28 protein-coding genes are annotated in these 21,402 nt (G+C 68.0%); 10 read left to right on the forward strand and 18 right to left on the reverse strand.

Features of this window, described 5'->3' with window-relative positions:
• The 9 genes from HMUK_RS01330 to HMUK_RS01365 all read right to left on the reverse strand — a co-directional run bounded on the left by HMUK_RS01330 (position 1) and on the right by HMUK_RS01365 (position 7,204).
• Complete coding sequence (locus HMUK_RS01330; RefSeq protein WP_012807820.1) at positions 1 to 1,263, reverse strand: MFS transporter; 1,263 nt, start codon at positions 1,261 to 1,263, stop codon at positions 1 to 3.
• Positions 1,260 to 1,394, reverse strand: a complete 135-nt coding sequence (locus HMUK_RS17995; RefSeq protein WP_262983436.1) for a hypothetical protein — start codon at positions 1,392 to 1,394, stop codon at positions 1,260 to 1,262. The genes HMUK_RS01330 and HMUK_RS17995 overlap by 4 nt, the downstream gene beginning before the upstream one ends.
• Positions 1,395 to 1,538: 144 nt before the next feature.
• On the reverse strand, positions 1,539 to 3,134 hold the full coding sequence (gene ggt, locus HMUK_RS01335) for a gamma-glutamyltransferase (protein WP_012807822.1): 1,596 nt from the start codon (positions 3,132 to 3,134) through the stop codon (positions 1,539 to 1,541).
• 75 nt (positions 3,135 to 3,209) lie between these two features.
• Positions 3,210 to 3,974 (reverse strand): geranylgeranylglyceryl/heptaprenylglyceryl phosphate synthase, encoded by a 765-nt coding sequence (locus tag HMUK_RS01340; protein ID WP_012807823.1) that lies wholly within the window; start codon positions 3,972 to 3,974, stop codon positions 3,210 to 3,212.
• Between the two features lie 144 nt (positions 3,975 to 4,118).
• Positions 4,119 to 4,493, reverse strand: coding sequence for a VOC family protein (locus HMUK_RS01345; RefSeq protein WP_012807824.1), 375 nt, complete (start codon positions 4,491 to 4,493; stop codon positions 4,119 to 4,121).
• Between the two features lie 164 nt (positions 4,494 to 4,657).
• A complete protein-coding gene (locus tag HMUK_RS01350; protein WP_049940706.1) occupies positions 4,658 to 5,464 on the reverse strand; it encodes an energy-coupling factor ABC transporter ATP-binding protein in 807 nt (268 codons plus the stop codon).
• Positions 5,461 to 6,258, reverse strand: coding sequence for a cobalt ECF transporter T component CbiQ (cbiQ, locus tag HMUK_RS01355; RefSeq protein ID WP_012807826.1), 798 nt, complete (start codon positions 6,256 to 6,258; stop codon positions 5,461 to 5,463). Before cbiQ ends, HMUK_RS01350 begins: the two co-directional genes overlap by 4 nt.
• Positions 6,258 to 6,566, reverse strand: coding sequence for a PDGLE domain-containing protein (locus HMUK_RS01360; protein ID WP_012807827.1), 309 nt, complete (start codon positions 6,564 to 6,566; stop codon positions 6,258 to 6,260). Before HMUK_RS01360 ends, cbiQ begins: the two co-directional genes overlap by 1 nt.
• A complete protein-coding gene (locus HMUK_RS01365) occupies positions 6,563 to 7,204 on the reverse strand; it encodes an energy-coupling factor ABC transporter permease (protein ID WP_012807828.1) in 642 nt (213 codons plus the stop codon). Before HMUK_RS01365 ends, HMUK_RS01360 begins: the two co-directional genes overlap by 4 nt.
• 107 nt (positions 7,205 to 7,311) lie before the next feature.
• On the opposite strand from HMUK_RS01365, the gene nikR reads away from it, so the two are divergent.
• The 4 genes from nikR (at position 7,312) to HMUK_RS01385 (ending at position 10,730) form a co-directional block, all read left to right on the forward strand.
• The gene (gene nikR, locus HMUK_RS01370; protein WP_012807829.1) at positions 7,312 to 7,722 is read left to right on the forward strand and encodes a nickel-responsive transcriptional regulator NikR; all 411 of its coding nucleotides are present in this window, start codon (positions 7,312 to 7,314) and stop codon (positions 7,720 to 7,722) included.
• 90 nt (positions 7,723 to 7,812) lie between these two features.
• Positions 7,813 to 8,055, forward strand: a complete 243-nt coding sequence (locus HMUK_RS01375) for a hypothetical protein (RefSeq protein WP_012807830.1) — start codon at positions 7,813 to 7,815, stop codon at positions 8,053 to 8,055.
• A 53-nt stretch (positions 8,056 to 8,108) separates the two neighbouring features.
• The gene (locus tag HMUK_RS01380) at positions 8,109 to 9,998 is read left to right on the forward strand and encodes a PINc/VapC family ATPase (RefSeq protein ID WP_012807831.1); all 1,890 of its coding nucleotides are present in this window, start codon (positions 8,109 to 8,111) and stop codon (positions 9,996 to 9,998) included.
• A gap of 21 nt (positions 9,999 to 10,019) precedes the next feature.
• Positions 10,020 to 10,730, forward strand: a complete 711-nt coding sequence (locus tag HMUK_RS01385) for a hypothetical protein (RefSeq protein WP_012807832.1) — start codon at positions 10,020 to 10,022, stop codon at positions 10,728 to 10,730.
• A 183-nt stretch (positions 10,731 to 10,913) separates the two neighbouring features.
• Here HMUK_RS01385 and npdG read toward each other — a convergent pair whose 3' ends face one another.
• From npdG to HMUK_RS01405, 4 genes are all read right to left on the reverse strand, one after another.
• Positions 10,914 to 11,582, reverse strand: a complete 669-nt coding sequence (gene npdG, locus HMUK_RS01390) for an NADPH-dependent F420 reductase (protein ID WP_012807833.1) — start codon at positions 11,580 to 11,582, stop codon at positions 10,914 to 10,916.
• Positions 11,583 to 11,726: 144 nt separating this feature from the next.
• Positions 11,727 to 11,930, reverse strand: a complete 204-nt coding sequence (locus HMUK_RS01395) for a hypothetical protein (protein ID WP_012807834.1) — start codon at positions 11,928 to 11,930, stop codon at positions 11,727 to 11,729.
• Positions 11,931 to 11,968: 38 nt separating this feature from the next.
• On the reverse strand, positions 11,969 to 12,850 hold the full coding sequence (locus tag HMUK_RS01400; RefSeq protein ID WP_012807835.1) for a TIGR01548 family HAD-type hydrolase: 882 nt from the start codon (positions 12,848 to 12,850) through the stop codon (positions 11,969 to 11,971).
• A gap of 28 nt (positions 12,851 to 12,878) precedes the next feature.
• Positions 12,879 to 13,286 carry a UPF0146 family protein gene (locus tag HMUK_RS01405; RefSeq protein WP_012807836.1) on the reverse strand — a complete coding sequence of 136 codons (408 nt, stop codon included), beginning with the start codon at positions 13,284 to 13,286 and terminating at the stop codon, positions 12,879 to 12,881.
• Positions 13,287 to 13,325: 39 nt separating this feature from the next.
• On the opposite strand from HMUK_RS01405, the gene HMUK_RS01410 reads away from it, so the two are divergent.
• The gene (locus HMUK_RS01410) at positions 13,326 to 13,847 is read left to right on the forward strand and encodes an archaemetzincin family Zn-dependent metalloprotease (protein ID WP_012807837.1); all 522 of its coding nucleotides are present in this window, start codon (positions 13,326 to 13,328) and stop codon (positions 13,845 to 13,847) included.
• A 127-nt stretch (positions 13,848 to 13,974) separates the two neighbouring features.
• The gene (locus HMUK_RS01415; RefSeq protein ID WP_049940707.1) at positions 13,975 to 14,187 is read left to right on the forward strand and encodes a hypothetical protein; all 213 of its coding nucleotides are present in this window, start codon (positions 13,975 to 13,977) and stop codon (positions 14,185 to 14,187) included.
• 125 nt (positions 14,188 to 14,312) lie between these two features.
• Here HMUK_RS01415 and HMUK_RS01420 read toward each other — a convergent pair whose 3' ends face one another.
• Both HMUK_RS01420 and HMUK_RS01425 read right to left on the reverse strand, forming a co-directional pair.
• Positions 14,313 to 16,142 (reverse strand): ribosome biogenesis/translation initiation ATPase RLI, encoded by a 1,830-nt coding sequence (locus HMUK_RS01420; protein ID WP_012807839.1) that lies wholly within the window; start codon positions 16,140 to 16,142, stop codon positions 14,313 to 14,315.
• A gap of 1 nt (position 16,143) precedes the next feature.
• Entirely contained in the window at positions 16,144 to 16,443 is a 300-nt protein-coding gene (locus tag HMUK_RS01425) for an EMC6-like membrane protein (protein WP_012807840.1), read from the reverse strand.
• 213 nt (positions 16,444 to 16,656) lie between these two features.
• Here HMUK_RS01425 and HMUK_RS01430 point away from each other — a divergent pair, with 213 nt between their 5' ends.
• Positions 16,657 to 16,923 (forward strand): MarR family winged helix-turn-helix transcriptional regulator, encoded by a 267-nt coding sequence (locus HMUK_RS01430; protein WP_012807841.1) that lies wholly within the window; start codon positions 16,657 to 16,659, stop codon positions 16,921 to 16,923.
• A 43-nt stretch (positions 16,924 to 16,966) separates the two neighbouring features.
• Here HMUK_RS01430 and HMUK_RS01435 read toward each other — a convergent pair whose 3' ends face one another.
• Entirely contained in the window at positions 16,967 to 17,233 is a 267-nt protein-coding gene (locus HMUK_RS01435; RefSeq protein ID WP_012807842.1) for a thioredoxin family protein, read from the reverse strand.
• A 117-nt stretch (positions 17,234 to 17,350) separates the two neighbouring features.
• On the opposite strand from HMUK_RS01435, the gene HMUK_RS01440 reads away from it, so the two are divergent.
• The 3 genes from HMUK_RS01440 to HMUK_RS01450 are packed head-to-tail and all read left to right on the forward strand — an operon-like array spanning position 17,351 to position 19,321.
• Positions 17,351 to 17,524, forward strand: a complete 174-nt coding sequence (locus tag HMUK_RS01440; RefSeq protein WP_012807843.1) for a preprotein translocase subunit Sec61beta — start codon at positions 17,351 to 17,353, stop codon at positions 17,522 to 17,524.
• A 37-nt stretch (positions 17,525 to 17,561) separates the two neighbouring features.
• The gene (locus HMUK_RS01445; RefSeq protein ID WP_012807844.1) at positions 17,562 to 17,936 is read left to right on the forward strand and encodes a DUF7532 family protein; all 375 of its coding nucleotides are present in this window, start codon (positions 17,562 to 17,564) and stop codon (positions 17,934 to 17,936) included.
• Entirely contained in the window at positions 17,933 to 19,321 is a 1,389-nt protein-coding gene (locus HMUK_RS01450) for a DUF402 domain-containing protein (protein ID WP_012807845.1), read from the forward strand. Before HMUK_RS01445 ends, HMUK_RS01450 begins: the two co-directional genes overlap by 4 nt.
• Here the strand turns inward: HMUK_RS01450 and HMUK_RS01455 are convergent, their stop codons facing one another.
• The gene (locus tag HMUK_RS01455) at positions 19,322 to 20,722 is read right to left on the reverse strand and encodes an LVIVD repeat-containing protein (protein WP_012807846.1); all 1,401 of its coding nucleotides are present in this window, start codon (positions 20,720 to 20,722) and stop codon (positions 19,322 to 19,324) included.
• Positions 20,723 to 20,758: 36 nt separating this feature from the next.
• On the reverse strand, positions 20,759 to 21,340 hold the full coding sequence (locus HMUK_RS01460; protein WP_012807847.1) for an LURP-one-related/scramblase family protein: 582 nt from the start codon (positions 21,338 to 21,340) through the stop codon (positions 20,759 to 20,761).
• Positions 21,341 to 21,402: the final 62 nt, after the last annotated feature.

Raw genomic sequence — 21,402 nt, forward strand, 5'->3', positions numbered from 1 at the left:
TCAGGCCGCCCCTCGCCGAGTGCCCACCCGTGACAGCGCCACGGCCAGTGCCGCGCCGAGTACCGGGAAGGCCGCCAGCGCGAGGAAGGTGCCGTCGGTGCCGACCGCCGACAGCAGGATGCCGGACAGCGCCGCGCCGGCCGCGCCGACGCCGAAGTTCGCCAGGTAGGTGAACCCATACGAGAGTCCGCGGTCGTCTGGCGGGCTGTACTCCGCGATGGTCGCCTGATAGAGCGGCTGGATGGCGAAGAGCACGAAGCCAAGCACCGCGCTGACAGCGAGCAGCGGACCCAGACCGGCCTGGGCGGCCGGCACGAACAACACCGCGACGACGGCGAGCGCAGCGAACACCCCGATCAGCCCCGTCGTCACCGAGATCCGGTCGGTGAGCTTGCCGCCAGCGTACTGGCCGGCGATGCCGACCGTCAGCAGGCCGGCGTAGACGTAGGAGGCGAGATCGAACTCCTCGGCCATCGGACTGCCGGGATCGAAGAGGCGGACGTAGTCGGTGATCGGCGGGAGAAAGCCACCGAGCACGTCCGGCAGGAAGGTGAGGACGCCGCGGTAGAACACGCCGTTCATCAGCACGACGCAGATCGCCAGCGCGAAGCCCGCCGTAAAGAGCGTCCGCGTGCCGGTGACGAACTCGCCGAGCGAGGACGGTCCGCCGCCACGGCCCTCGTCCGCGCCGCCGTCAGCGCGGACGGCGGCCATCTCGTCGAACTCGGCGGTGACTGCGTACGCGACCGCCAGCGCGGCGGGGATCGAGAGCAGGCCCGCGACGGTTCGCCAGTCGAAGGCCAGCAAGAGCAGCGCGGTCGCCAGCGGTCCGAACGCGATGCCGACGTTGCCGGCCATCCCGTGGTAAGCGAAGCCGGTGCCGCGCTCTGACACGCCCGTCGAGAGCAAGGAGAGGCCGGCCGGGTGGTAGACGCTGGCGGCGACGCCCCACAGCCCCAGCGCGAGGGCGATCGTCGGGATGCCCGGTGCGAACCCGAGCAAGAGGAACGAGCCGCCCATCCCGAGCAGACAGCCGATCACGACGGTCCGAGCGCTCAGGAGGTCGGCGAGCACGCCCCCCGGAAGTGCGCCGATGCCAAAGAGGGCGTAGCCGACGGCGACGATCGTCCCGAGCAGCGCTGTCGTCGTCGAGAACTGCTGGAGCCAGACGACGACGAAGATGGGGATCGACAGCTCGTAGGTGTGGACCGTCGCGTGGGCCAGCATCGCGAAGCCGACGATCGAGCGGTCGTTGTCGTTCATCGACAGCGCGCGACCCCCCAACCGTGCTCGTATCGCCGCTGTGTTCGGGCAGACCGTTCGACTGTCTCGACGCGCGCCGAGGCGACCGGTCCGAGGCCGGTCGCCGGGCCAGCGCTGTCGGTCTCAATCATGCTGTACACCCAGAGATAGAGCATGAAAAACGTTGTTAGACCGGCCCCGGACGAGCGGCGGTTTCATACTACCGGCTGTAAATCTGTGAACGATTTCGCCACCCCGGGGTGGCGAAGATCTTCACGAAGTTACAGCCGGCAGTATCAGAACCCGACGCTACTCCCGTCCTTGCGTGGTTCGGTCGCGCCAGACAGCGTCCCGTCGGGCTCGCGGCGCGCGATCTGGCCGCCACCGAACTGTCGGGGCGGGAGGACGGCCACGTCGTGTTCCCGTCGGGCGAGGTCGGCACCGATCTCGCCGGCCAGCCGTTCCTCCAGCGCGAGGCGGCCGTCCTCCATGTAGCGCCAGCGCGGCGCGTCGAAGGCCCGCTGGAGGGGCATCTCGTCGTCGATGAGGTTGCTGAGGACCTGGACGTGGCCCTGCGGTTGCATGTATCCGCCCATGACGCCGAAGGCCGCCCAGTCCTCGTCGTCGAGTTCGACGAGGCCGGGGATCAGCGTGTGGAACGGCTTCTTGCCCGGTTCGAGCGTGTTGGGGTGGTCCGGATCGAGCGAGAACGACGCGCCGCGGTTCTGGAGGACGATCCCCGTGTCGGGGACGACGACGCCGCTGCCGAAGCCGTTGTACAGCGAGTTGATGAACGAGACGACGTTGCCCGCCTCGTCGGCGACGGTCAGCAAGACCGTGTCGCTGTCCTCGTCGGGGAGACCCGGCCCGCCGACGCTGACCTCGCCAGCGGTCTCGTCGACCGTCGCCGCCCGCTCGCTCGCGTACGCTGGATCGTGAAGATCCGGAACGGACTCGAAGTCGGGGTCGGTGATGTAGTGGTGGCCGTCGTGGAAGGCCCGCTTCATCGCCTCGGCGAAGTAGTGGACGCGCTCGGGCGAGCCCGCGGGGTGGTCGCCAGCGCCCAGCTCCGCGGCGACGTTGAGCGCCTCCAGCGCGATCAGGCCCTGGTTGTTCGGCGGCAGCTCGTAGACGGTCGCGCCGCCGTAGGTCGTCGAGACGGGATCGACCACGTCGGGGGTAAAGCCCGCGAGGTCGTCGGCCGAGAGGAGACCGCCCTCGGCCTGGACGGCCTGGCCGATCCGCTCGGCGATCGCCCCCTCGTAGAAGGCGTCGGCTCCCTCGCGGGCGACGGTCTCGAACGTCTCGCCCAGCCCCGGCAGCGTGACGGTCTGGCCCACGTCCGGTGCCTCGCCGCCGGGCAGGTACGCCTCGCGGCCGGCGTCGCTGACGAACCGCTGGGCACAGGCGGCCCACGCGTCGGCGATGATCTCGCTGACCGGGTACCCCTCGGTCGCGTACTCGATGGCCGGCTGGAGCACGTCGCCGAGCGCGAGCCGACCGTGCGCTTCGACGGTGTGCTCCCAGCCCCGCGCCGCGCCCGGAACCGTGATCGCCAGCGGGCCGAAGTCTGGCATCTCGCCGTCGTCGACGCGGTCCCGGACGGCCTCGCGTGTCGCGCGCTGGGGTGCGCCGCCACAGCTCCGGAGCGCGCCCACCTCGCCGTCGGCCGTGCGATACAGCGCGAACGCGTCCCCGCCGATACCGGTGCTCATGGGCTCGACGACGTTCAGCGCCGCCGCCGTGGCGACGGCCGCGTCGAAGGCGTTACCGCCCTCGCGGAGGAGTCTGACGCCGGCCTGTGCGGCCAGTGGCTGGCTCGTCGAGACGACGCCGCGGTTCGCGTAGACGGTAGAACGGCGCGAGTCGAACCGATCGAGGTCTGGATCCATACTGCTGGCAAACGGAGACAGGGGCAAAAGCGTTGGTCCGGGACAGTAGAGTGTCGACTTCCAGAATCAGTGGCATCAGGACGGGACGGTCGCCCGGAACTGCTCGGGATCCTCGTGGAAACAATCGCCGACGATGATCGCGTCCGCACCAGCATCGAGGATCTCACGGGCGCGACGACGACTATTGATCCCGCCACCGTAGACGAGTGTCGCGTCATCGAGGTGGGATGCCGCCGCTTCGACCTCTTCGGGACCGCCATAGGTACCCGAATATTCCAGATAGAAGATCGGGAAGCCGTAGAACGCTTCCGTTGCGAGAGCCGCACCGGCGACCTGCTCGGTCGTGTACGCCGTCTCGACCCCCGAAACTGTCGCAGCCTTCGATTCGATGTTCTGGATGACGTATCCTTCGCCGACGATCTTGTCTGCCATCCGGGCAACCGCGTCCAACCCTTTCGACGCGATGAGATCGCCGAGCACTGGCAAGCCGGTGCCAAACAGTTCTTCGGGTTTGTTGCCGACTTCGGTGAAGAGATCGAGATGCTTACCCACGAAGTGCTCGCGGTCCCCGTTGTAAACGGCTGGAATCGCCAGAAGGTCCACGGCGTCGATAGTATCAGTCGAGACGTGATCCGAGCTGTACGGTTCCTGAAGGATGGGGATCGACGGGACCGCCTCACCGATCTGCTCAATCACTGCGAGCGTGTTCTCGGCCGTGACGCCGTCGGAACCACCGACGATGATCGCGTCTGTCTCCGACAGCACGCCGATGTCGCGTGGGAGATCCTTCGCGGGATCGATCTTCGTCACGTGGGTGATATCGTCCCAGTCGAGGTTCATAATTGCCGTGCGAAAGCGACGAAGATAATCCTTGCTCTCTCTCGAATTCGAGCGAGTGCCCCACAGTTATTTTCATACACCCGCCGGTCGGGTCGTATCGGCAACAGCGTCCGAGTGCAAAGGCACCGCACAACACCGGAGCGGTTATTCCGAGAACGAACTGGAGCCGACCGGCGGCGTCTCGTGCTGGAACGTCTGGACCTCCACGGTCCGCCCGTCCGGGTCGGTCGCGAAGAACTGGTAGATCCCGAAGTCGTCGTTCGGTTTCGGCGGGCCGCGGGCCACGTCGGCGAGGTCGGCGTGACAGTCGTCGACGGCCGCCTCGTCGTCGAGGACGACCGTGACGATCCCGTCGGTCTCCGTCTCGGTCCCGTCGCAGAAGCCGACGAGGAGGTTGTCGTACGCGAGAATCGTACAGCCGCCGTCCTGTTCGAGCCACACGTCGAAGCCGAGTCGATCGGTGTAGAAGGAGACGGTCTCGGCGCGGTTCTCGGTCCGGAAGAAGACGATCCCAGACATACCGCCACCGAGACGCGCCAGCCACGTGAGCGTGCCGGCTGGCGTCGGCGGCGCTGGACGGGGCCGCGACGACAGCGTGCCCTCATACGGAAAATTGTAGTTGCTTACCGGTGAGCGTCGCCACGGGGTAGACGCTCACCGGTACATTCCTACAACCGTCCGTATCACTGCCGTCGCAGTCGTTCGACCGCTTCCTCGACGCGGACCGGCAGGTCCTCGAAGCCCGCCCGGTCGAACAGTTCGACGACGGTCGGGGGCGCGAGGCCGGCCTCGCGGAGTCGGTCGGTGTCGGTCAACACTTCGCGAGTCGATCCCGTCGCGACGACGCGCCCGTCCCGGCCCAGCAGGACGACCCGGTCGGCCACCGCCGCGACGAGGTCGGTGTCCGGTGTCGACGTGACGATCGTCACGCCGTCGGCCGACAGTTCGTCCAGCAGATCGAGCAGTTCGGCCTCGTTGTTGCCGTCGACGTTCGACAGCGGCTCGTCTAGCAGGAGTACGTCCGGGTCGACCGAGAGCACGCTGGCGATGGCGGCGCGGCGCTGTTCGCCGCCGCTGAGTCGGAACGGCGGGCGATCGAGGAGGTGTTCGAGGTCGAACCGCTCGGCCAGCTCGGCGACGCGCCGGTCGGCTTCGGCGGCCGACAGCCCCAGCTGGGCGGGGCCGTACTCGATGTCTTCGCGCACGGTCGGGTTGAACAGGTACTCGCCGGGGTCCTGCGTGAGCACGCCCAGCCGGTCGCGAACGGCGTCGCCCGGCTGGTCCGTCCCGAAGTAGCGAACGGAGCCGTCGTCGGGCGGTAACAGCCCGCCCAGCAGGAGCAAGAGCGTGGACTTGCCCGCGCCGTTGGGGCCGAGCAGCGCGACCCGTTCGCCGGCCTCGATCGTCAGGTCGACGCCGTCGACGGCGGTGGTGCCGTCCTCGTACCGGTAGGCCAGACCCGACGCTTCGATCACCGGGTCCGCCGTCACGCGGCGATCACCCGAACCACGACGACGACGACGAGCAACAGCGCGAACGCGGCGTCGGCGCGGCCCGGCGACCCGGACCGGTCGTACGGTCGCAGGCGCGTGCCACCGCGGGCGCGGGCGGCTCGCTGGACCCGTTCGCCGCGGTCGAGCGAGCGCAGGAGGAAGGTGCCCAGAAACGAGCCCGACCGCGCCCAGCGACTCCGGAGCGAGCCACGCGAGAACGTGCGGCTCCGGCGAGCGTGTGCCATCCGTTCGAGTTCCCGGAAGAACAACAGCAGCGACCGGTACGTGACCGCGAGGAGGGTGATCGCCAGCGGCGGGAGCCGAAGGCGACGCAGGGCCGTCACCAGCGGGCCGAAGCCGGTCGTCAGCAACAGCACGGACAGCAGTGCGAGCGAGGCCGTCACGCGGACGAGGAAGACCGCGACGTAGCTCAGTCCCGTCGCCGAGAGCGAGAGCGGGCCGAGCGCCGCGACGGTCGGTCCCGGCTGGAGGACCGCCTGTGGCGCGACGACGGCGGCCGAGGCCAGAACCGGCGGTGCGATCCGTCGGCCGAGCCTCAGGGGCGCGATTCGCGAGCCGATCGCCAGTCCCATCGGGAGGGCGGCCAGCCCGCAGAGGATCGCGAGGTCGTCGGTCACGACCGCGACTACGAGAAGCGAGAGGACGCCGACCAGCTTCAGTGCCGGGTCGACGGCCTGCATGAAGCCGTCGCGTCGAGGCGTCCGGGTCGTCACGAGAAACGACTGGGCCTCGTCGCTGACCGCCGCGACGGTGCGGTCGAGCGCGTCCATCAGTCGGCGAGTAGCCGTGCGATCGCCGTGGCGACGACGAGGGTCAGCGCCGTCCCGACGACCGCCGAGACGAACGTCCCCACCAGCGGGTCGAGGCCGGGGATCGCGTAGTCCGGCAGCAGTCCGGGGTTGTATGTCACCTCGTGTGCCATCGCGCCCGTGCGCTCTGCGGCGTTCTCCAGGGGTTCCGCGTATCCGACCCGGCCGGCAGCCCACGCGAACAGCGGCGAGGCGGCGACGATGGCGGCGATCGCGAGCAGACTCCGACGAACCCACGAACGGTCCCAGGCGTCGCTGGCGACGCTCACGCGGCCACCTCCGTCGTCGTCGCGGTCGGGAACAGATCCGGCCGGGCGTCGGCGACGTAGCGGTAGACGACAGCGGTGATTCCGCCCTCGATCAGCCCAAGGAGGAGGTGCCCGACACCCATGATGGAGACGGTCGTCACCAGCTCGTAGGCGAACGCCGAGGAGGCACCGAGCTGGAGCGCGGCGGCCACGGCACCGGCCGTGATCCCCAGCCAGCCGGCGACGAAGGCGGCCACGAACTCGTTGTGGCCGGCCAGCAGCCGGTAGAGACCGTAGCCGACGTACACCTCGACGACGGCCATGTTCAGGACGTTCGCGCCGAGGACGACGAGCCCGCCGTCGCCGAACACGAGCGCCTGGATCGTCACGACGGTGGCGACACAGAGCGCACCGAGGTGGGGACCGAGCAGGATCGCGGCGAACGCGCCGCCGACGAAGTGAGCGCTGGTGCCGCCGGGAATCGGCCAGTTGAGCATCTGTGCGGCGAACAGGCCGGCGGCGACGATACCGAGCACCGGCGCAGTGGTGTCGGTCAGCTCGCCGTCGGCGCGTCGTGCAGCGACGACGAGCGTCCCGCCAGCGAGGGCGGCACAGACGACGGCGATCCACAGATCGAGGAATCCGTCCGGAATGTGCATACGCTCCGGTCCGAGCGCGGACAAATAATACTTTCTCATCTCTCAGTAATACTCGCGGGAGACAGCAGTTGGACACGCTCTTGCCCGCCCCCGTCGTAGCCGGGGACATGAGCGACGATCTGGACCGGATCAGTCTCACGCTCCCGGCGGAGATGACCACGCGGCTCGACGACATCGTCGACGACTGGGAGTACGACAGCCGTTCGGAAGCGATCAGGGACGCCCTGCGTGACTTCTTCGGTGCCTACGAGTGGGAATCGGCCGACGACACCGTCCACCACGGCACCGTCGTCGTCGTCCACGACCACCACGTCGACGGGATCGCCGACCAGCTCCAGACGATCCAACACGAGATGGCCGATCTGATCACGTCGGTCCAGCACATCCACCTCTCGCACGACACCTGCATGGAGACGCTGGTCGTCGAGGGGGCGGGCACTGCGATCACCGAACTGGCGAACCGCCTGCGGGCGATCGGCGGCGTCAATCAGGTCAAGGTCGTCGTCGTCGGCGACTGATCCCGCCCGCCATCGGGCACCGCCGCGTCACCCCAGCCCCGAGCCGCGAACCCACCAAGCTATTACGGCGGCGTGAGCGTACCGTCGCGTATGCCGGCCAAGTCAGGCGCGTCACACTCGACTGGGTACCTCGTCAGCGTCGTCGTCAGCGGACTGTTGATCGAACACATCCTGGCGTTCGCGCCGTCGTTCCGACGCGTGTCTCGGATCGCGGGTGAGCTCCTCACCGCGTACACGAACGTCCCGATCTCCGAGGAGGCCGCCGGAATGCTGCTCGTGACGGCCGTCCTCGTCGGCGTCTGGGGCGTCGGTTACCACCTCTATCGGCACTAACGCTGTCGTGCCGCGAGGGACGGGCTTTTTACCACCTGTCCCGAAGGCAGGATATGGATATTGTACCGGACACGAGCGTGGTCATCGACGGCCGCGTGTCCGAGCGGATCGAAGCCGACGCGGATCCCGACTCCGAGGTCGAGGGGACGGGCTTTGCGGGCGCGACCGTCGTCGTCCCCGAAGCGGTCGTGGGCGAACTCGAAGCACAGGCCAACGACGGCCGAGAGACCGGCTGGGAGGGGCTCGAAGAGCTCCAGCGCCTCGTCTCGCTGGACGAAGACGGCACCATCGACGTGGAGTACGTCGGCCGTCGGCCCGACGCCGTCGAGAAGCGCGAGGCCGGCGAGGGCGAGATCGACGCGCTCATCCGGGACGTGGCACAGGACCGCGGGGCGACGCTGGTGACGAGCGACGACGTGCAGGCCGAGGTCGCCAGCGCGAAGGGCATCCCAGTGGAGTTTCTCGACCCGATCGAGCGGACGATCGATCGCCTGACCATCGAGAACTTCTTCGACGAGGCCACGATGAGCGTCCACCTCAAGGTCGGCGTCGCGCCCTTCGCCAAGCGCGGGTCGATCGGCGACATGGCCTACCAGCCGATCCGAGACGACCCCGCGACCGAGTCCGAACTGCGCGGGTACGCCGCCGACATCGAGGAGGCGGCCCACGCCAGTCCCGAGGGGTTCGTCGAGCTGTCCGAGCCGGGCATGACGATCATCCAGTACCGGGACTTCCGGATCGCCATCGCGCGCCCGCCCTTCTCGGACGCCCTGGAGATCACGGCCGTCAGACCGATCGTCAAGACGGAACTGGACGACTACGAGCACGCCGACGAGCTGCGCGACCGGCTCACCGACCACCAGCGGGGCGTCCTCATCTCGGGCTCGCCCGGTGCCGGGAAGTCGACCTTCGCCCAGGCCGTCGGGGAGTTCCTCGTCGACGCCGACTACGCCGTCAAGACGATGGAAAAGCCCCGCGACCTCCAGGTCGGCGACGAGATCACCCAGTACACCGAGCTGGGCGGTTCGATGGAGAAGACCGCCGACTCGCTGTTGATGGTCCGGCCGGACTACACCATCTACGACGAGGTCCGCAAGACCGACGACTTCGAGGTCTTTGCCGACATGCGACTGGCCGGCGTCGGGATGATCGGCGTCGTCCACGCGACGCGGGCCATCGACGCCCTGCAACGGCTGATCGGCCGTGTCGAACTCGGGCTGATCCCGCAGATCGTCGACACCGTCATCTACATCGAGGCCGGCGAGGTCCACACCGTCTACGACGTGACGACGGAGGTCAAGGTCCCCGACGGCCTGATGGAGGAGGATCTGGCTCGCCCGGTCATCCTCATCCGGGACTTCGAGACCGGCGAACCCAAGTACGAGATCTACACGTTCAACCGCCAGGTCGTCACGGTGCCACTGGACGACGAGGACGGCGGTGGCCCCGGCTCCGACTCGGGCGTCGACCGCATCGCGAAACAGGAGATCGAACGGGAGATCCGCTCGATCGCACACGGCCACGTCGAAGTGGAGCTGAAGAGCCCCGACACCGCCGTCGTCTGGGTCGAAGAGAGCGACATCTCGCAGGTCATCGGCAAGGGCGGCGGGCGCATCACGGACGTGGAGAACCGCCTGGGAATCGACATCGACGTGCGCACGCTGGCCGAGAAGCCGAGCGGCTCCTCGGCGTCGAGCACTGCCGGCGGCGGCGCGAACGCGCCGGGCCAGATCGTCACCCCGGAGATCACCTCCCGACACGTCCAAATCCCGATGGACGGTCATCAGGGCGACACCGTGGAAGTGCAGGCCGACGGCGAGTACCTCTTTACCGCGACGGTCTCGCGGGGCGGCGAGATCCAGGTCTCGCGTGGCTCTGCCATCGCCGAGGAGCTAGAGCAGGCCATCGACCGCGGCAAGACGATCACCGTCGTTCCCTCCTAGACGGACGGAGACGGGACAGAGATGACGTTCGGGATCGAAACCGCGTACGTCGGCTGTGGACGTGCCGGGCGTGCGCTGGTCCGCGACGGGCTCGAAGAGCGGACGGGCGAGGCGGCGACGCCGGACCGGGGACCGGACCCCCGGCTGCTCACCATCGATAGCGGTGCGGACGAACCGGCGGCGGTGCTCGCGGCGTTCGATGTCGTCGTCGTGACCGGAGCTGTCGACAGTCCCGACGCACGGCGACAGATCGCCGAAGTCGGACGGGCGTGTCCGGACGACGCGACCTGTGTCGGTGTCGTCACCGGGACGACGGACCGGGGGATCGAGCGGCTCGGCCGAGCGTGTGACACCGTCGTCCCCGTCGAGACCGACGCGCTCGCACGGGAGTTCGCGACCGACCTGCTGACGTGGGCGAGCGAGCCGATGCTGCTGCGAACGGATTCGTCGCAGGTGTACGACGACCTCGACGGCGCTGGGGTCGCCGCCGTCGACCGTGTGACCGGCGATCGAACGGCACTGCCGGCGCTCGTCGAGCGGGCCAGCGTCGACGAGACCGCGGACGGCCAGCGGCTCTGCTTTGGCTACCTCGCCTTCGGCGTCGACTTTACCCTGGCCGACGACGAGCGGTTCCGGAGGCTCTGTGACCGGCCCGAGGTGGTCACCGGGCGGGCCAGCCTGGCCGAGCCCGACGCGTGTCGGCTGACGGCGGTCCGGCGGGTCCCGGAGTGACGGTCCCGGCGAGTGTGACAGTGACAATCGAAGCGACTCATACGGATTATTGTAGCGATTTACCGGTGATCGTCTACTCCGTGGCGAAGATCACCGGTAAGCAACTACAATAAACCGTATCACACACCGATCGCACGGCCGTCGTTGGATCGAGCGTGCGTCGACTTGCAGTGGCTCCGACGACTACTGGAATCGGACGCCGAGATCGTGGAGGCCGTCGTTGTGTCGGGCAACGTTGATCAGCAGCGGCGTCAGTCCCTCGATCTCCGCGGCGTTGGCCAGCGGGCCGCCGTCGAGCGCGCGCAGTCCCTCGATCGACTCGGCCAACTCGATCACGGTGTCCTTGGCGTCGGTCTCGTCGCCGACGACGACGGTGTCCCAGTCGAGGTCGGCGTCGAGGTCGGCGAGCCGGCCGGCCGCGAGGTTGTGGAACGCGCCGACGACGGGGACGTCGTCGGGGGCAGCGTTGGCCGCCAGCTGCGTGACGCTGCCGACGCCGGGCCGGTTGTAGTGAAAGCCGTCCTCGTCGCGTTTCATACCGACCGCGGGAGAGACGAGCACGTCGTCAGGCGAGAGTTCGTCGGCGATGGACTCGACGGTGTCGGTGAGGTGGTAGGCGGGGACGGCGGTGACGATCACGTCCGCGCGCCGGGCGGCCTCGACGTTGCCCAGCCCCTCGACGCTCGCGTCACGGCCGCGGTCGTCGAGTGCCGTCGCGTACTCCGTCGCTTTCGCTGCTGCGCGCTCCGGATCGCGCGAGCCGACGAGCACGTCGTGGGCGGAGTCCGCGGCCCACCGCAGTGCCAGTCCCTCGCCGATGTCGCCGGTGCCGCCGAGTAGGGCGATTTCCATACCGAAAGGGTGGAGCGAACACCGAATAAGTGTTGTCACACTCCCGCTACTTGCCGATGTCTGGCACTCGTGTGTCGGCTGAAAAGCCGTGGAGAGGGTCGCCTGCCCGGAGTGGCCGGTCGCGACGCAGACCAGCCGGGAGTGTCAGTCGTCGCCCAGCAGCGGCGGTCCCGGCTCGCCCCGGAGCACGATCAGGTACGCGAGGACGAGCGACAGCACGACCCACTGGACGCCGACGAACAGCTGCGAGGCGGGGTCTGGGGGGACGACGAGGACACCGAGTACGAGCCCGAACACGGCGAGGGTCACGGTGAGGCCGACGAACCACAGCAGATCCGTTCGATCCATACCGTTCGATCGGTCCCGAACCGGCAAAAAGAGCGACCCTAACGGTCCGTCGACCGCGGCGAGAGCAGCTCCGGGAGGTCGTCGACGCTCTCGACGACGGCGGCCGCGCCGGCACGGGTGAACTTCTGTCGTCCCGTCTCGCCCGTGAGTCCCCCGGTGAGGACGCCGATACCGTCGTACACTCGGCCGTCGGACTCGTTAGCGTTGACGGCCGTTCGCACGTCGTCGAGCGTGTCCCCGGCGAAGGCGATCCGGTCGGCGTCGAACCGCTCGGCCAGCGTCACCAGCGCGTGGGGATCGGGCTTGCCGGCCTCCCAGTCGTCCATGGTGAAGCGGTGCTCGTCGGCCACGTCGAGACCGGCCCGTTCCAGCGCGATGTCGGCCTCTGGAGCGGGACGGCCGGTGACGACGCCCACGTCGTAGTCGGCCTGCAGGGCCGCGATCGTCTCCGGATCGACGATGACCGGCTCGTCGTTGACGAACCCCGGTTCGGCGATGCGGGGCTCGCGGCCCTCGATCTCGCGGTACAGCTCCGCGCCCAGATAGAGCATCTGGAACACGTCCCGGAGCTGGTCGGGGTCCCAGGCGTCGAAGACGTCCTCGCGGGCGTTCGGCGTCAGCGCCTCCCGGACGATCGCCTCGGCGGCGTCCCGGCCACCGCCCCGCTGGGCGATCCCGTCGGTGAACGCCTCGACCGTCTGGTCGAGTCCCTCGCGGCTCGCGAGCACGTACAGCGCCCCGGCGTGAGTCAGCTCCCAGTCGTTGTTGAACCCGCCAGCGTCCTTGAACGACTGGATCGCCGACCGGTCGATCGTCTCGCCGTACAGCCGCTCGATTGACTCGACGATGGCCCGTCGGTAGGAATCGGCCACGTCGACGAGCACGCCGTCGATGTCCAGGACGACCGCATCCACGTGCATACCACCCGGAACGTGGTGGGCGACTATTTCACTTGCCTTTCGGCCCGTCCTGGCGGACGCGGTACAGCGTCTCGCCGCCGGGCAGTTGCTCGCGGTCGACCGCGACGGCGGGCTGGTCGCCGCCCAGCGTCGTGAAATAACAGACTGCGCCGTGCTCGCGGGCGAGGGCGCGCAGCGGACGGTGCAGTTCGGGCGGGCAGTTCAGCGCGTAGACGGCCTCGGCGTCGGCGTAGACGCTCGGGTCCGGATCGGTCACGTCGTCCAGGACGAAGGCGAGCGCCCGCGGCACGTCCCGCCGAACCACGTCCGTGACGGTCACGTCGACGCCCCGCCGAGCGAGTCGTCGTGCCACGTCCGGCCGTCGGCCGACGCCGACCTCGACGACGCACTCGAAGTCGGCCAATCGATCGACGAGAGGGCTGCGTGGGTCGTTCACGGCGGGATGTTTATGTCACATCGGCACATATGGCTTCGCATGCACGTTGACGTCGTGCCGGTGGGAGACGTCTCGGCACGGGTCAAGCGCGAGGCCTCCAAGGGACTGCGGACCGTCTACGACTGCGAGGTCTCGATGCACGAACCCCAGCCGATCCCCACCGGTGCGTACGACGCCGACCGGGACCAGTACCGGGCCGAGGAGTTCATCGATCTCGCCCAGCGAATCGGGAGCGGCGAGAAGAACATCGCGGTCACGCCACAGGACCTGTACTACCGGCGGCGCAACTACGTCTTCGGTCTGGCCTACCTCAGCGGCAGCGGGAGCGTCATCTCGACACACCGGCTCCAGACCTCCTCTGACGGGGGCTTCTCGAATCGGTCCGCGAGCGACATCTTCGGCGACCGGGTCCGGAAGGAGGTCGTCCACGAGATCGGCCACACGCTGGGCCTGGAACACTGTGACAACGAACGCTGCGTGATGAAGTTCTCCCCCACGGTCCGCGAGGTCGACGTCAAAGAGCAGTCGCTGTGTGGCTCCTGTGCGACACAGGTGACGTAGTCGCTCTCTGCGGTGCGTTCTCGTCGCTGACCCTCGTCTACGAGCGGCCGCTGAAACGACGAGGGACGACGTTGCCAACTCAGTTAGGTATCGTCGTTATTGTGTATGTTAACTTATGGCACGATGCATGAGCAAAACACAGGAGTCCGCCCGCATCGACGAACTCGGAGAGATCTTCGTGTCGGTCACCGGTGACGACGCCGTGACCGAATCACAGGACCGGGCGGCCAAGCGCAGCGACCGCGAACTCCCGGACGACGGCGGCGGCGTCGACATCGAGGACGGGCTCGACGACGCCGTCGACGGAGCAGAGGTCGGAGAGCCCGATCCCGTGTCGTAGTGACCGCTCTCCGGACCCGTTCGCTAACGAGGTGATCGCTCCCGCTGGTCGCGATCACCCTACCTCGCGTGTCGCTACGCTCCCCGTTCGGTTGTTCGGAGATCCCTCACTGCGTTCGGGATCTCCTACGGCGCGTAGTAGTACTCGCCGTCGCGTTTCTGCTGGCGGTCCAGCTGCGATCCCGGTTTGTTGATCCGGGGCCGGGAGGTCCGCTCGTCGCGCCGGAAGGTCACGTCGAGGTTCGAGAGGAACTGGTTCATCCCCTCGCGCATCTCGACGGGCGGGCTGGCGTGGCCCTGCTTTGCCGGCTCGCCGTCGAAGACCAGCAGTCGATCCGAGAGGAGATCGATCATGTAGATGTCGTGGTCGATGACCATCGCCGTCGCGTCGTGGTTCTCCGCGTACCGTCGGATGGCGCTCGTCGCCATCACGCGCTGTTCCACGTCGAGGTGGGCCGAGGGCTCGTCCAGCAGGTAGAGGTCGGCGTCCTCCGAGAGACACGCCGCGATGGCGACCCGCTGGCGCTCCCCGCCAGAGAGATCGGTGAGCTGCTGTTCCATCACCGCGTCGAGCTGGAGGGGCTGGGCGATCTCGGTGTTCCAGTACGACGAGCCGAAGTCGTCCGTGATCGAGGAGAGGAAGGCGTCGACCCGCATCGGCTGGTCGATCTCGATGTACTGGGGCTTGTACGCGATGTCGAGGTCGGCGTCGACGGTTCCCGCGTCGGGTTCGAGCCGCCCGGCCAGCAGCTTCGCGAACGTCGACTTCCCGATCCCGTTCGGGCCGACGACGCCCAGCACCTCGCTCTCGCGGATCTGGCCGGCCTCGACGTCCAGCGAGAACTCGCCGTCGCCGTAGGACTTCGTGAGGTCGGGGTACTCGGCGACCACGTCGCCCGTCGAGACCGAGCGCGGGGCGTGTTCCTCGAACTCGATCTCCTGCTGGCGAAACCGCATGTTCTCGTTGTCGAGATAGCCAGAGAGGTACTCGTTGATGCCGTTTTTCGTCGACTTCGGGCTGGTGATGATACCGTACGCGCCGGGCTCACCGTAGGCGACGTGGAGCGCGTCGGCCAGCAGGTCCAGGATCGCCAGGTCGTGCTCGACGACCAGCATCGACCGGTCCTCGTCCTCGGCCAGTTCCTGGATCAGCTGGGCGGCGGTCATCCGCTGTCCGATGTCCAGGTACGGCGTGATCTCGTCGAGGAAGTAGAAGTCCGCGTCGCGAGCGAGCGTCGCGACCAGCGCGACCCGCTGGAGCTCCCCGCCAGAGAGGTCGTCGATGTGGTTGTCGACGACCGGACCGATCCCCGTCCGCTCGATCAGGTCGTCCAGCGCACCGCGTTCGTCCGTTCGTTCGAGCAACTCGCTGGCCGTCCCGTCGAACTGGTCGGGGATCTGGTCGACGTACTGGGGCTTGCGTGCGACGGTCATGTCGCCCTCGCGCAGGTCTTCGAGGTAGTCCTGCAGTTCGGTGCCCCGATACTCGTCGATGACGGCCTTCCAGGCCGGCTCCTCGTCGAACCGACCGAGGTTCGGCGTCATCTCGTCGGCGAGGATGTGGACGGCCGTCGTCTTCCCGATCCCGTTCGGGCCGAGGATCCCGGTGACCCGGCCCTCCTGGGGAGCTGGCAGTCCGTACAGCGCGAAGGAGTTCTCGCCGTAGCGGTGGACCGGCTCGTCGCCGAGTTCCTGTGGGAGGTTGATGATCTCGATGGCGTCGAAGGGACACTTCTCGACGCAGATCCCGCAGGACTCGCCCAGACAGATCTCCTCTGAGATCCACACCTGGTCGTCGCTGCCGGCGTAGTTGTCGTCCTCGTCGTACGCGTCGCCGCGCTTGACGATGCACTCCTTGCCCGTCCGGTTGGGCGGGCAGAAGTTCATACACTCGTAGTTACAGCGGTCGGGCTGACATCGGTCGAGGTCGACGACCGCGATACTGTCGTCGGCCATGTTAGAGTGCCGCCGTTGTCAGGAGGATTCCCCACGAGACGAACCAGAGCGAGAACGTCATGAACGCGACGAACAGGTAGTCCTTCGCGGAGAAGTCGTCGATGTCGACGCCCAGTACACTCAAGATCGGGAACTGAACGACGATCGCTGCGATCAGCACGGCGACCGCGAGTCGATCACCCGCGCCGGCCGCTATCTCGTTGGCCGCGACACCGGCGGCTAACCCAGAGAGGGCCGCCAGTGTCGTGACAGTGAGCCCGCGCAAGTGCGAACTCATGCCCTCGACCGTGTCCGTTGCCATACGCCATGGTCCGCCGTCGGGGACCAAAAGCCGCCCGGTTCGGGCACGCTCGATGGCACGGTCACGAGTCCCAGCCACGGGTCGGCGTCGAGCGCGGTCGCGAGTCGAACCCCCACCCAGAACGCCCGCGATACGGAGCAGTACGGGCAGCACAGTTCGTTGCTCGGCGTAACTCCTCAATCTTTATGGAGCCCGCGCCACTCGTGACAGGTGATGACCGAAACCGACGGGGAGGCCATCGCGGACCTTCCACCGAGCGCGAAGCTCGTGTACAAGGTTCTGGAGTACGACGGTCCACTCACCCAGAAGGGGATCGTCGAGGAGTCGATGCTCTCGGCGCGGACCGTCCGCTACGCGCTCGAACGCCTCGACGAGGTCGGCGTCATCGAGGAAGACGTCTACTTCGCGGACGCGAGACAGAACCTCTACGAGATCACCGACTCCGGAGCCGAACAGGCCGACGCAGCCGTCTCTGACTGACTCGTTTTCGCGGTCGTGTACGTGAACGGTGAGAACGGGGAGACTACGCCGAAGCCTGCTGGAGGGCGTCTTCGAGATCTTCGCGCTGGGTGACGCCGACGAACCGTTCGACGATGCCGTCGTCGTTCTCGACGATCAGCGTCGGCAGCGAGCGGACCTGGTACTCGTTGGCCACGTCCTGCTCTTCGTCGACGTTGATCTTCTCGAAGCTCACGTCGCCCCAGTCGGCTTCCAGTTCTTCGAGGATCGGATCCTGCGTCTTGCACGGACCACACCAGTCTGCGTAGAAGTCCTTGAGCGTGACTGTCATCGGTACTCGTTGGAGGTAGCCGACGGGCCCAGATAAGGATTGTCACCACGACGGATCCTGCCCGTGGCGGGGGACGAAAGGGAAAGGCTTACTCGGCGGGACCGACGACGCCTCTGTATGAGCAGCAGCGACAGCGGCGGACTGATGTCCAGTGCCGGACTCGTTCGGTACTTCGACGCGGAAGACAGCAACACGATCCGAATGGATCCCCGGTCGGTCGTGGCATTCGGCGTCCTCTTTGGCGTGTTGATCCTCATGCTCAACGCGCTGTTCATCCTGGGCGCGGTGTAACAGCGGGCTTTTCATCGCTCCGTCGCAACGGCCGTCCATGCACTTCAGCCAGCGCGAGCAGCAGGCACTGGCCGAGGCCGGCCTCTCGACCGACGAGATCGCCGCCGCCTCGGAGGCCGTCGTCGCGGCCACCGACGAGGCCGCCACGACGCTAGAGGGCTTTTTCGCCGATCGCGAAACCGTCTACTCCGACATGGAGATGGCACACAGCGCCAGCGACGTACAGGAACACGCCGTCGACTATCTGGACCTCTTTACCCACGCCGACGACATCCGGGGTTACCTCCGCTTTGACTCGTGGGGCGTACCGGTCGAGGGCGGGCGCGTCCTGAGCGAGGACGTGGTCGAACTGACGCTCGGTCCGACCGTCGACGGCCGCGTGCGCTTCGCTCACGACGACGGCGCGCTATGACCGTCCGGATCAGGGGGATCTACACGACCGCACTGACCGAACTGTTCCGAGGCGATCCCGGCGTCGTCCAGCCTTCGCCGCCGATCGTCGACCGGTTCGACGCCGAGTTCACTCACGAGCCGGCGACGGTGACAGTCGAGACGACAGCCGACAGGCAGGGCGTTCGCGTGACCGGCGAGCACGACGCCGTCCAGGCGGTCTGCGAAGAACTCGGGGCAGTCGGGCGAGATGCCTTCGTCTGGCCAGATCCGACTCCCCGTGGCGCGGTCTACGACGGTGCGGTGACCGAGACGCTCGGTGGTGGCGCGATCGTCGATCTGGGAGACGGCGAGGGGTACCTGCCCTACGGCGCGACCGACCGGCGGATCGAGGACGGCGATGGGCTCCGCGTCCAGGTCGACGAACCGAGCCCGCCCTGGAGCGACGACCGGCCGACACTGGACACGACGATCCGGGCCCACGGCTCGCTGGTGACGCTCGTCCGCGGCGAGACGATCGAGCACACTGGGCCGGAACTCGCAGACATCCTCCCGGCCGATCCCGTCGACGGCTGGGGAAGCTCCTGGCACCGCCACAGCGACGACGCCAGTCTCGACGCACTGGGCGATGCGCTCGAACGGGCCAACGACCGCGCGGGGGCGCTTGACGACGCCCTCGCCGACGCGCCGGCACCGGGTGACGACCCGCCGGACCGCCACGCCAGGCCAACGTCGACGGCGTGGGTCTGGTTCGGTCGTGAGAGTCGCTTCGCACTGGACGAGGCGCGGGACGCGGTGACGGCGACGATGCCGGGCCACCACCGGATCAAGGCCGGTTCGCGGAGCGCCTCGGCCGGCGTCGATCTGGCCGAGGCGGTCGCCGACGGCTTCCGGACCGGCGAGCAGGACTTCCCCTTCGCCGCGGTGACGAGCCAGTTCGGACCCACAGCCGGCGACACCGTCCGACTCGACCACGGCAAGCCCGACGGTCGGATGTACACGCTTGGCGACGCGGCGGTCGAGGGAGTCGAGCCCGACGGCACCGTGACCGTCGAGCGAGAGATGTCGCCCGGCGGAACCTACGACGCGCTCGGCGTCGACCGCCGGGCCGGCGACGTGGCGACGACGAAGGTCAAGGAGGGACGCTGGTGGTATCCGACCGTCTACGAGGGCGCGGACGGGACCAAGCGCGGCACCTACGTCAACGTCTGCACCCCAGTCGAGGTGTTCCCCGACGCGGTCCGTTACGTCGACCTCCACGTGGACGTGGTCAAGCACGCGGACGGCCGCGTCGAGCGGGTCGACGACGACGAACTCGACGCGGCAGTCGAGGCGGGCCACGTCTCAGAGGGGCTGGCCGAGAAGGCCCGCAGCGTCGCGAAGGCCGTCAAACACGGCCTTGAGTGATCACTCCGAACGCCGTCGACACCACGCGCCGGCACCGAGCAGTCCGAGCAGACCCGCGCCGACACCAGCGCCGGCTCCCGTCTCGCTGGTGGGCGTCGACGCCCGTCCCGACCGGGTGCCGTCGGTCGTCGTCGCGCCGTCGGCCGGCCGCTGGTCCGGAAACGCGAACAGCGCCGACTCCAGGGGCGAGTCGGCGGCGGTGTTGACACCGAACGCGCCGATGCTGGCCCCCAGGAAGAACTCGCCCGGCGCGGCAAGCTGTGCGGTCCAGAACTTCCCGCGGCCGGCGTCGCGCCAGTGGAACCGCTCGACGGGATCCGTCGCGTCGGTCACGTCGTGGACGGTGACCCCGCCCTGGTACCAGGCGGCGTAACAGCGCCCGTCGACGAGCTCGAAGTTGTGGGCGGTCGTCCAGACGCCGCCGCGGGTGGGATCGGGCGTCGGCGGCGGGTCGATCGCCCCGAGTCGCGTCGGTTCGGCGGGGTCGGTCACGTCGTAGAAGGCGATCCCGCCCGGGCCGGTCGAGCCCGAGGCCGCCGCCCACGATTCGGTCCCGATCCCCAGCAGATCGCCGGTCTCGTCGACGGTGACGAAGTGGTCGTTGCCCGGCGGCTCCGTGCGCTCGCGTCGCCTGTTGGTAACATCGAGGAGCTCGTCGAGTGGCCGACCGCGCACCCGCGAAACGAGCGTCGGCTCGCCGGGGTCGGACACGTCGAGACACCAGGTGCCGGCGTCCCAGTAGGCCAGATACGCGCGGTCGTCGTGGACCCACACGTCGTGGAGGTTCACCATGCCGAAGGGCAGCTCGGCCCAGCGGTCGTCGACGTCGACGACGCTCCAGCGGGCCAGTTCCGTGCCACTCTCGGGATCGGCGACGACCAGGGGCGAGCCGTCCAGACCGCCGCCGGTGAAGTAGCCGACGCCGTCCGCGAGCACGCAGTTGTGGGTGTAGAAGTCGACCTCGTGTTCGGCGAGAAGTTCGGGATCGGCGGGATCGGACACGTCGACGTAGCCAAAGCCACGGACCGAGTCGCGCCCACCGTTTGCCGGGCCGGCCACGAGCAGTCGGTCGCCGTCACAGTGCAGGTCCCAGATCCCAGACAGCGGCCCGTCGGCGTGGTCGGCCAGGAGCCGCTCGCGAGCCAGCACCCGCATCTCGGTCGGATCGCTCACGTCGACGACCGCGAAGCCGTCGACGGTGGCGACGTAGGCGACCGTCCCGTCGGGATTCAGGACCATCTCGCGGACGTTCTCGATCGAGACCGTCCCGAGGGGCTGGCTGTCCGGCGTCTCGGCGGGCGGCGTCCCGTCGCTGGTGGCAGTCGGGTGCCCGCTCGCGAGGCCGGCGCTCCCGAGCGCGAGACCGCTGCCGAGCGTTCGAAGGAGGGGGCGGCGACGCATACGCTCACTGAGGAGCGTGGACGGAGAAGCTTTGCGCTAGTTCCCCTGGATCGCGTCGATGACCATCGCGGCGGCGATGACGGCCTCCTTGGGGACGTTGCTCGCGTCGTCGATGGTGATCTCGTAGCGGTCCCGCAGCGAGAGCTGCCCCTCGATGGAGCCGACGTGGTTGCCGTCCACGTCCGTGATCTCGTACTTGTGGGGAATGATCTCGCCGAACGGGAGGAGGTTGCGAGCGAGCGTCACCGCGGCACCCCGAGAGTCGATCTTCGCGATGGCGCGCTCGTCGCCCGCGTCGCGGAGCGTCCAGGTGTCCTGCATGACCGAGTAGTCGTTGTCGAGGACCACGAGGTCCTCGCCGGTCTGGGCGTCCGAGAGCACGTAGTTGCCGGCCACGTCGATGATGCCGCCGGCTTTGACCGTGAAGACCTCGTTGCCGTCCCCGTCGGTGAAGGGGAACTCCTCTTTCATCTTGAGCATCTTCTGCTTGCCGCGGACGACGACGTCGCCGGCGGCGTCCATCGCCTTGTACTTGTTGCGGACCAGCGACTGTTCGACGGTGTAGCTGTTGTCGGTCAGTTCCAGTCCCTGGATGTCGTACTTCGAGAGGGCACTCATGTCCGGACGCTCACGCGATTTCGACATTAATTTTGTGTCTGGTGGTGACAGAGCCAACGAGT

The organism is Halomicrobium mukohataei DSM 12286, assembly GCF_000023965.1.
GTDB classification, from domain to species: Archaea; Halobacteriota; Halobacteria; order Halobacteriales; family Haloarculaceae; genus Halomicrobium; species Halomicrobium mukohataei.

What these genes read in the sequence shown, in the direction of transcription:
- HMUK_RS01400 (WP_012807835.1), bottom strand. Translation starts at nt 12,850, where the DNA reads ATGCACGTGGATGCGGTCGTCCTGGACATCGACGGCGTGCTCGTCGAC.
- HMUK_RS01345 (WP_012807824.1), bottom strand. Translation starts at nt 4,493, where the DNA reads ATGTCTGGGATCGTCTTCTTCCGGACCGAGAACCGCGCCGAGACCGTC.
- HMUK_RS01460 (WP_012807847.1), bottom strand. Translation starts at nt 21,340, where the DNA reads ATGAGTGCCCTCTCGAAGTACGACATCCAGGGACTGGAACTGACCGAC.
- HMUK_RS01380 (WP_012807831.1), top strand. Translation starts at nt 8,109, where the DNA reads ATGGATATTGTACCGGACACGAGCGTGGTCATCGACGGCCGCGTGTCC.
- HMUK_RS01440 (WP_012807843.1), top strand. Translation starts at nt 17,351, where the DNA reads ATGAGCAGCAGCGACAGCGGCGGACTGATGTCCAGTGCCGGACTCGTT.
- HMUK_RS01330 (WP_012807820.1), bottom strand. Translation starts at nt 1,263, where the DNA reads ATGAACGACAACGACCGCTCGATCGTCGGCTTCGCGATGCTGGCCCAC.
- HMUK_RS01340 (WP_012807823.1), bottom strand. Translation starts at nt 3,974, where the DNA reads ATGAACCTCGACTGGGACGATATCACCCACGTGACGAAGATCGATCCC.
- HMUK_RS01430 (WP_012807841.1), top strand. Translation starts at nt 16,657, where the DNA reads ATGACCGAAACCGACGGGGAGGCCATCGCGGACCTTCCACCGAGCGCG.
- HMUK_RS01375 (WP_012807830.1), top strand. Translation starts at nt 7,813, where the DNA reads ATGCCGGCCAAGTCAGGCGCGTCACACTCGACTGGGTACCTCGTCAGC.
- HMUK_RS01455 (WP_012807846.1), bottom strand. Translation starts at nt 20,722, where the DNA reads ATGCGTCGCCGCCCCCTCCTTCGAACGCTCGGCAGCGGTCTCGCGCTC.
- HMUK_RS01425 (WP_012807840.1), bottom strand. Translation starts at nt 16,443, where the DNA reads ATGGCAACGGACACGGTCGAGGGCATGAGTTCGCACTTGCGCGGGCTC.
- HMUK_RS01420 (WP_012807839.1), bottom strand. Translation starts at nt 16,142, where the DNA reads ATGGCCGACGACAGTATCGCGGTCGTCGACCTCGACCGATGTCAGCCC.
- HMUK_RS01450 (WP_012807845.1), top strand. Translation starts at nt 17,933, where the DNA reads ATGACCGTCCGGATCAGGGGGATCTACACGACCGCACTGACCGAACTG.
- HMUK_RS01435 (WP_012807842.1), bottom strand. Translation starts at nt 17,233, where the DNA reads ATGACAGTCACGCTCAAGGACTTCTACGCAGACTGGTGTGGTCCGTGC.
- cbiQ (WP_012807826.1), bottom strand. Translation starts at nt 6,258, where the DNA reads ATGGACGCGCTCGACCGCACCGTCGCGGCGGTCAGCGACGAGGCCCAG.
- HMUK_RS01395 (WP_012807834.1), bottom strand. Translation starts at nt 11,930, where the DNA reads ATGGATCGAACGGATCTGCTGTGGTTCGTCGGCCTCACCGTGACCCTC.
- HMUK_RS01410 (WP_012807837.1), top strand. Translation starts at nt 13,326, where the DNA reads ATGCACGTTGACGTCGTGCCGGTGGGAGACGTCTCGGCACGGGTCAAG.
- HMUK_RS01415 (WP_049940707.1), top strand. Translation starts at nt 13,975, where the DNA reads ATGAGCAAAACACAGGAGTCCGCCCGCATCGACGAACTCGGAGAGATC.
- ggt (WP_012807822.1), bottom strand. Translation starts at nt 3,134, where the DNA reads ATGGATCCAGACCTCGATCGGTTCGACTCGCGCCGTTCTACCGTCTAC.
- HMUK_RS17995 (WP_262983436.1), bottom strand. Translation starts at nt 1,394, where the DNA reads ATGATTGAGACCGACAGCGCTGGCCCGGCGACCGGCCTCGGACCGGTC.
- HMUK_RS01385 (WP_012807832.1), top strand. Translation starts at nt 10,020, where the DNA reads ATGACGTTCGGGATCGAAACCGCGTACGTCGGCTGTGGACGTGCCGGG.
- npdG (WP_012807833.1), bottom strand. Translation starts at nt 11,582, where the DNA reads ATGGAAATCGCCCTACTCGGCGGCACCGGCGACATCGGCGAGGGACTG.
- HMUK_RS01445 (WP_012807844.1), top strand. Translation starts at nt 17,562, where the DNA reads ATGCACTTCAGCCAGCGCGAGCAGCAGGCACTGGCCGAGGCCGGCCTC.
- HMUK_RS01365 (WP_012807828.1), bottom strand. Translation starts at nt 7,204, where the DNA reads ATGCACATTCCGGACGGATTCCTCGATCTGTGGATCGCCGTCGTCTGT.
- nikR (WP_012807829.1), top strand. Translation starts at nt 7,312, where the DNA reads ATGAGCGACGATCTGGACCGGATCAGTCTCACGCTCCCGGCGGAGATG.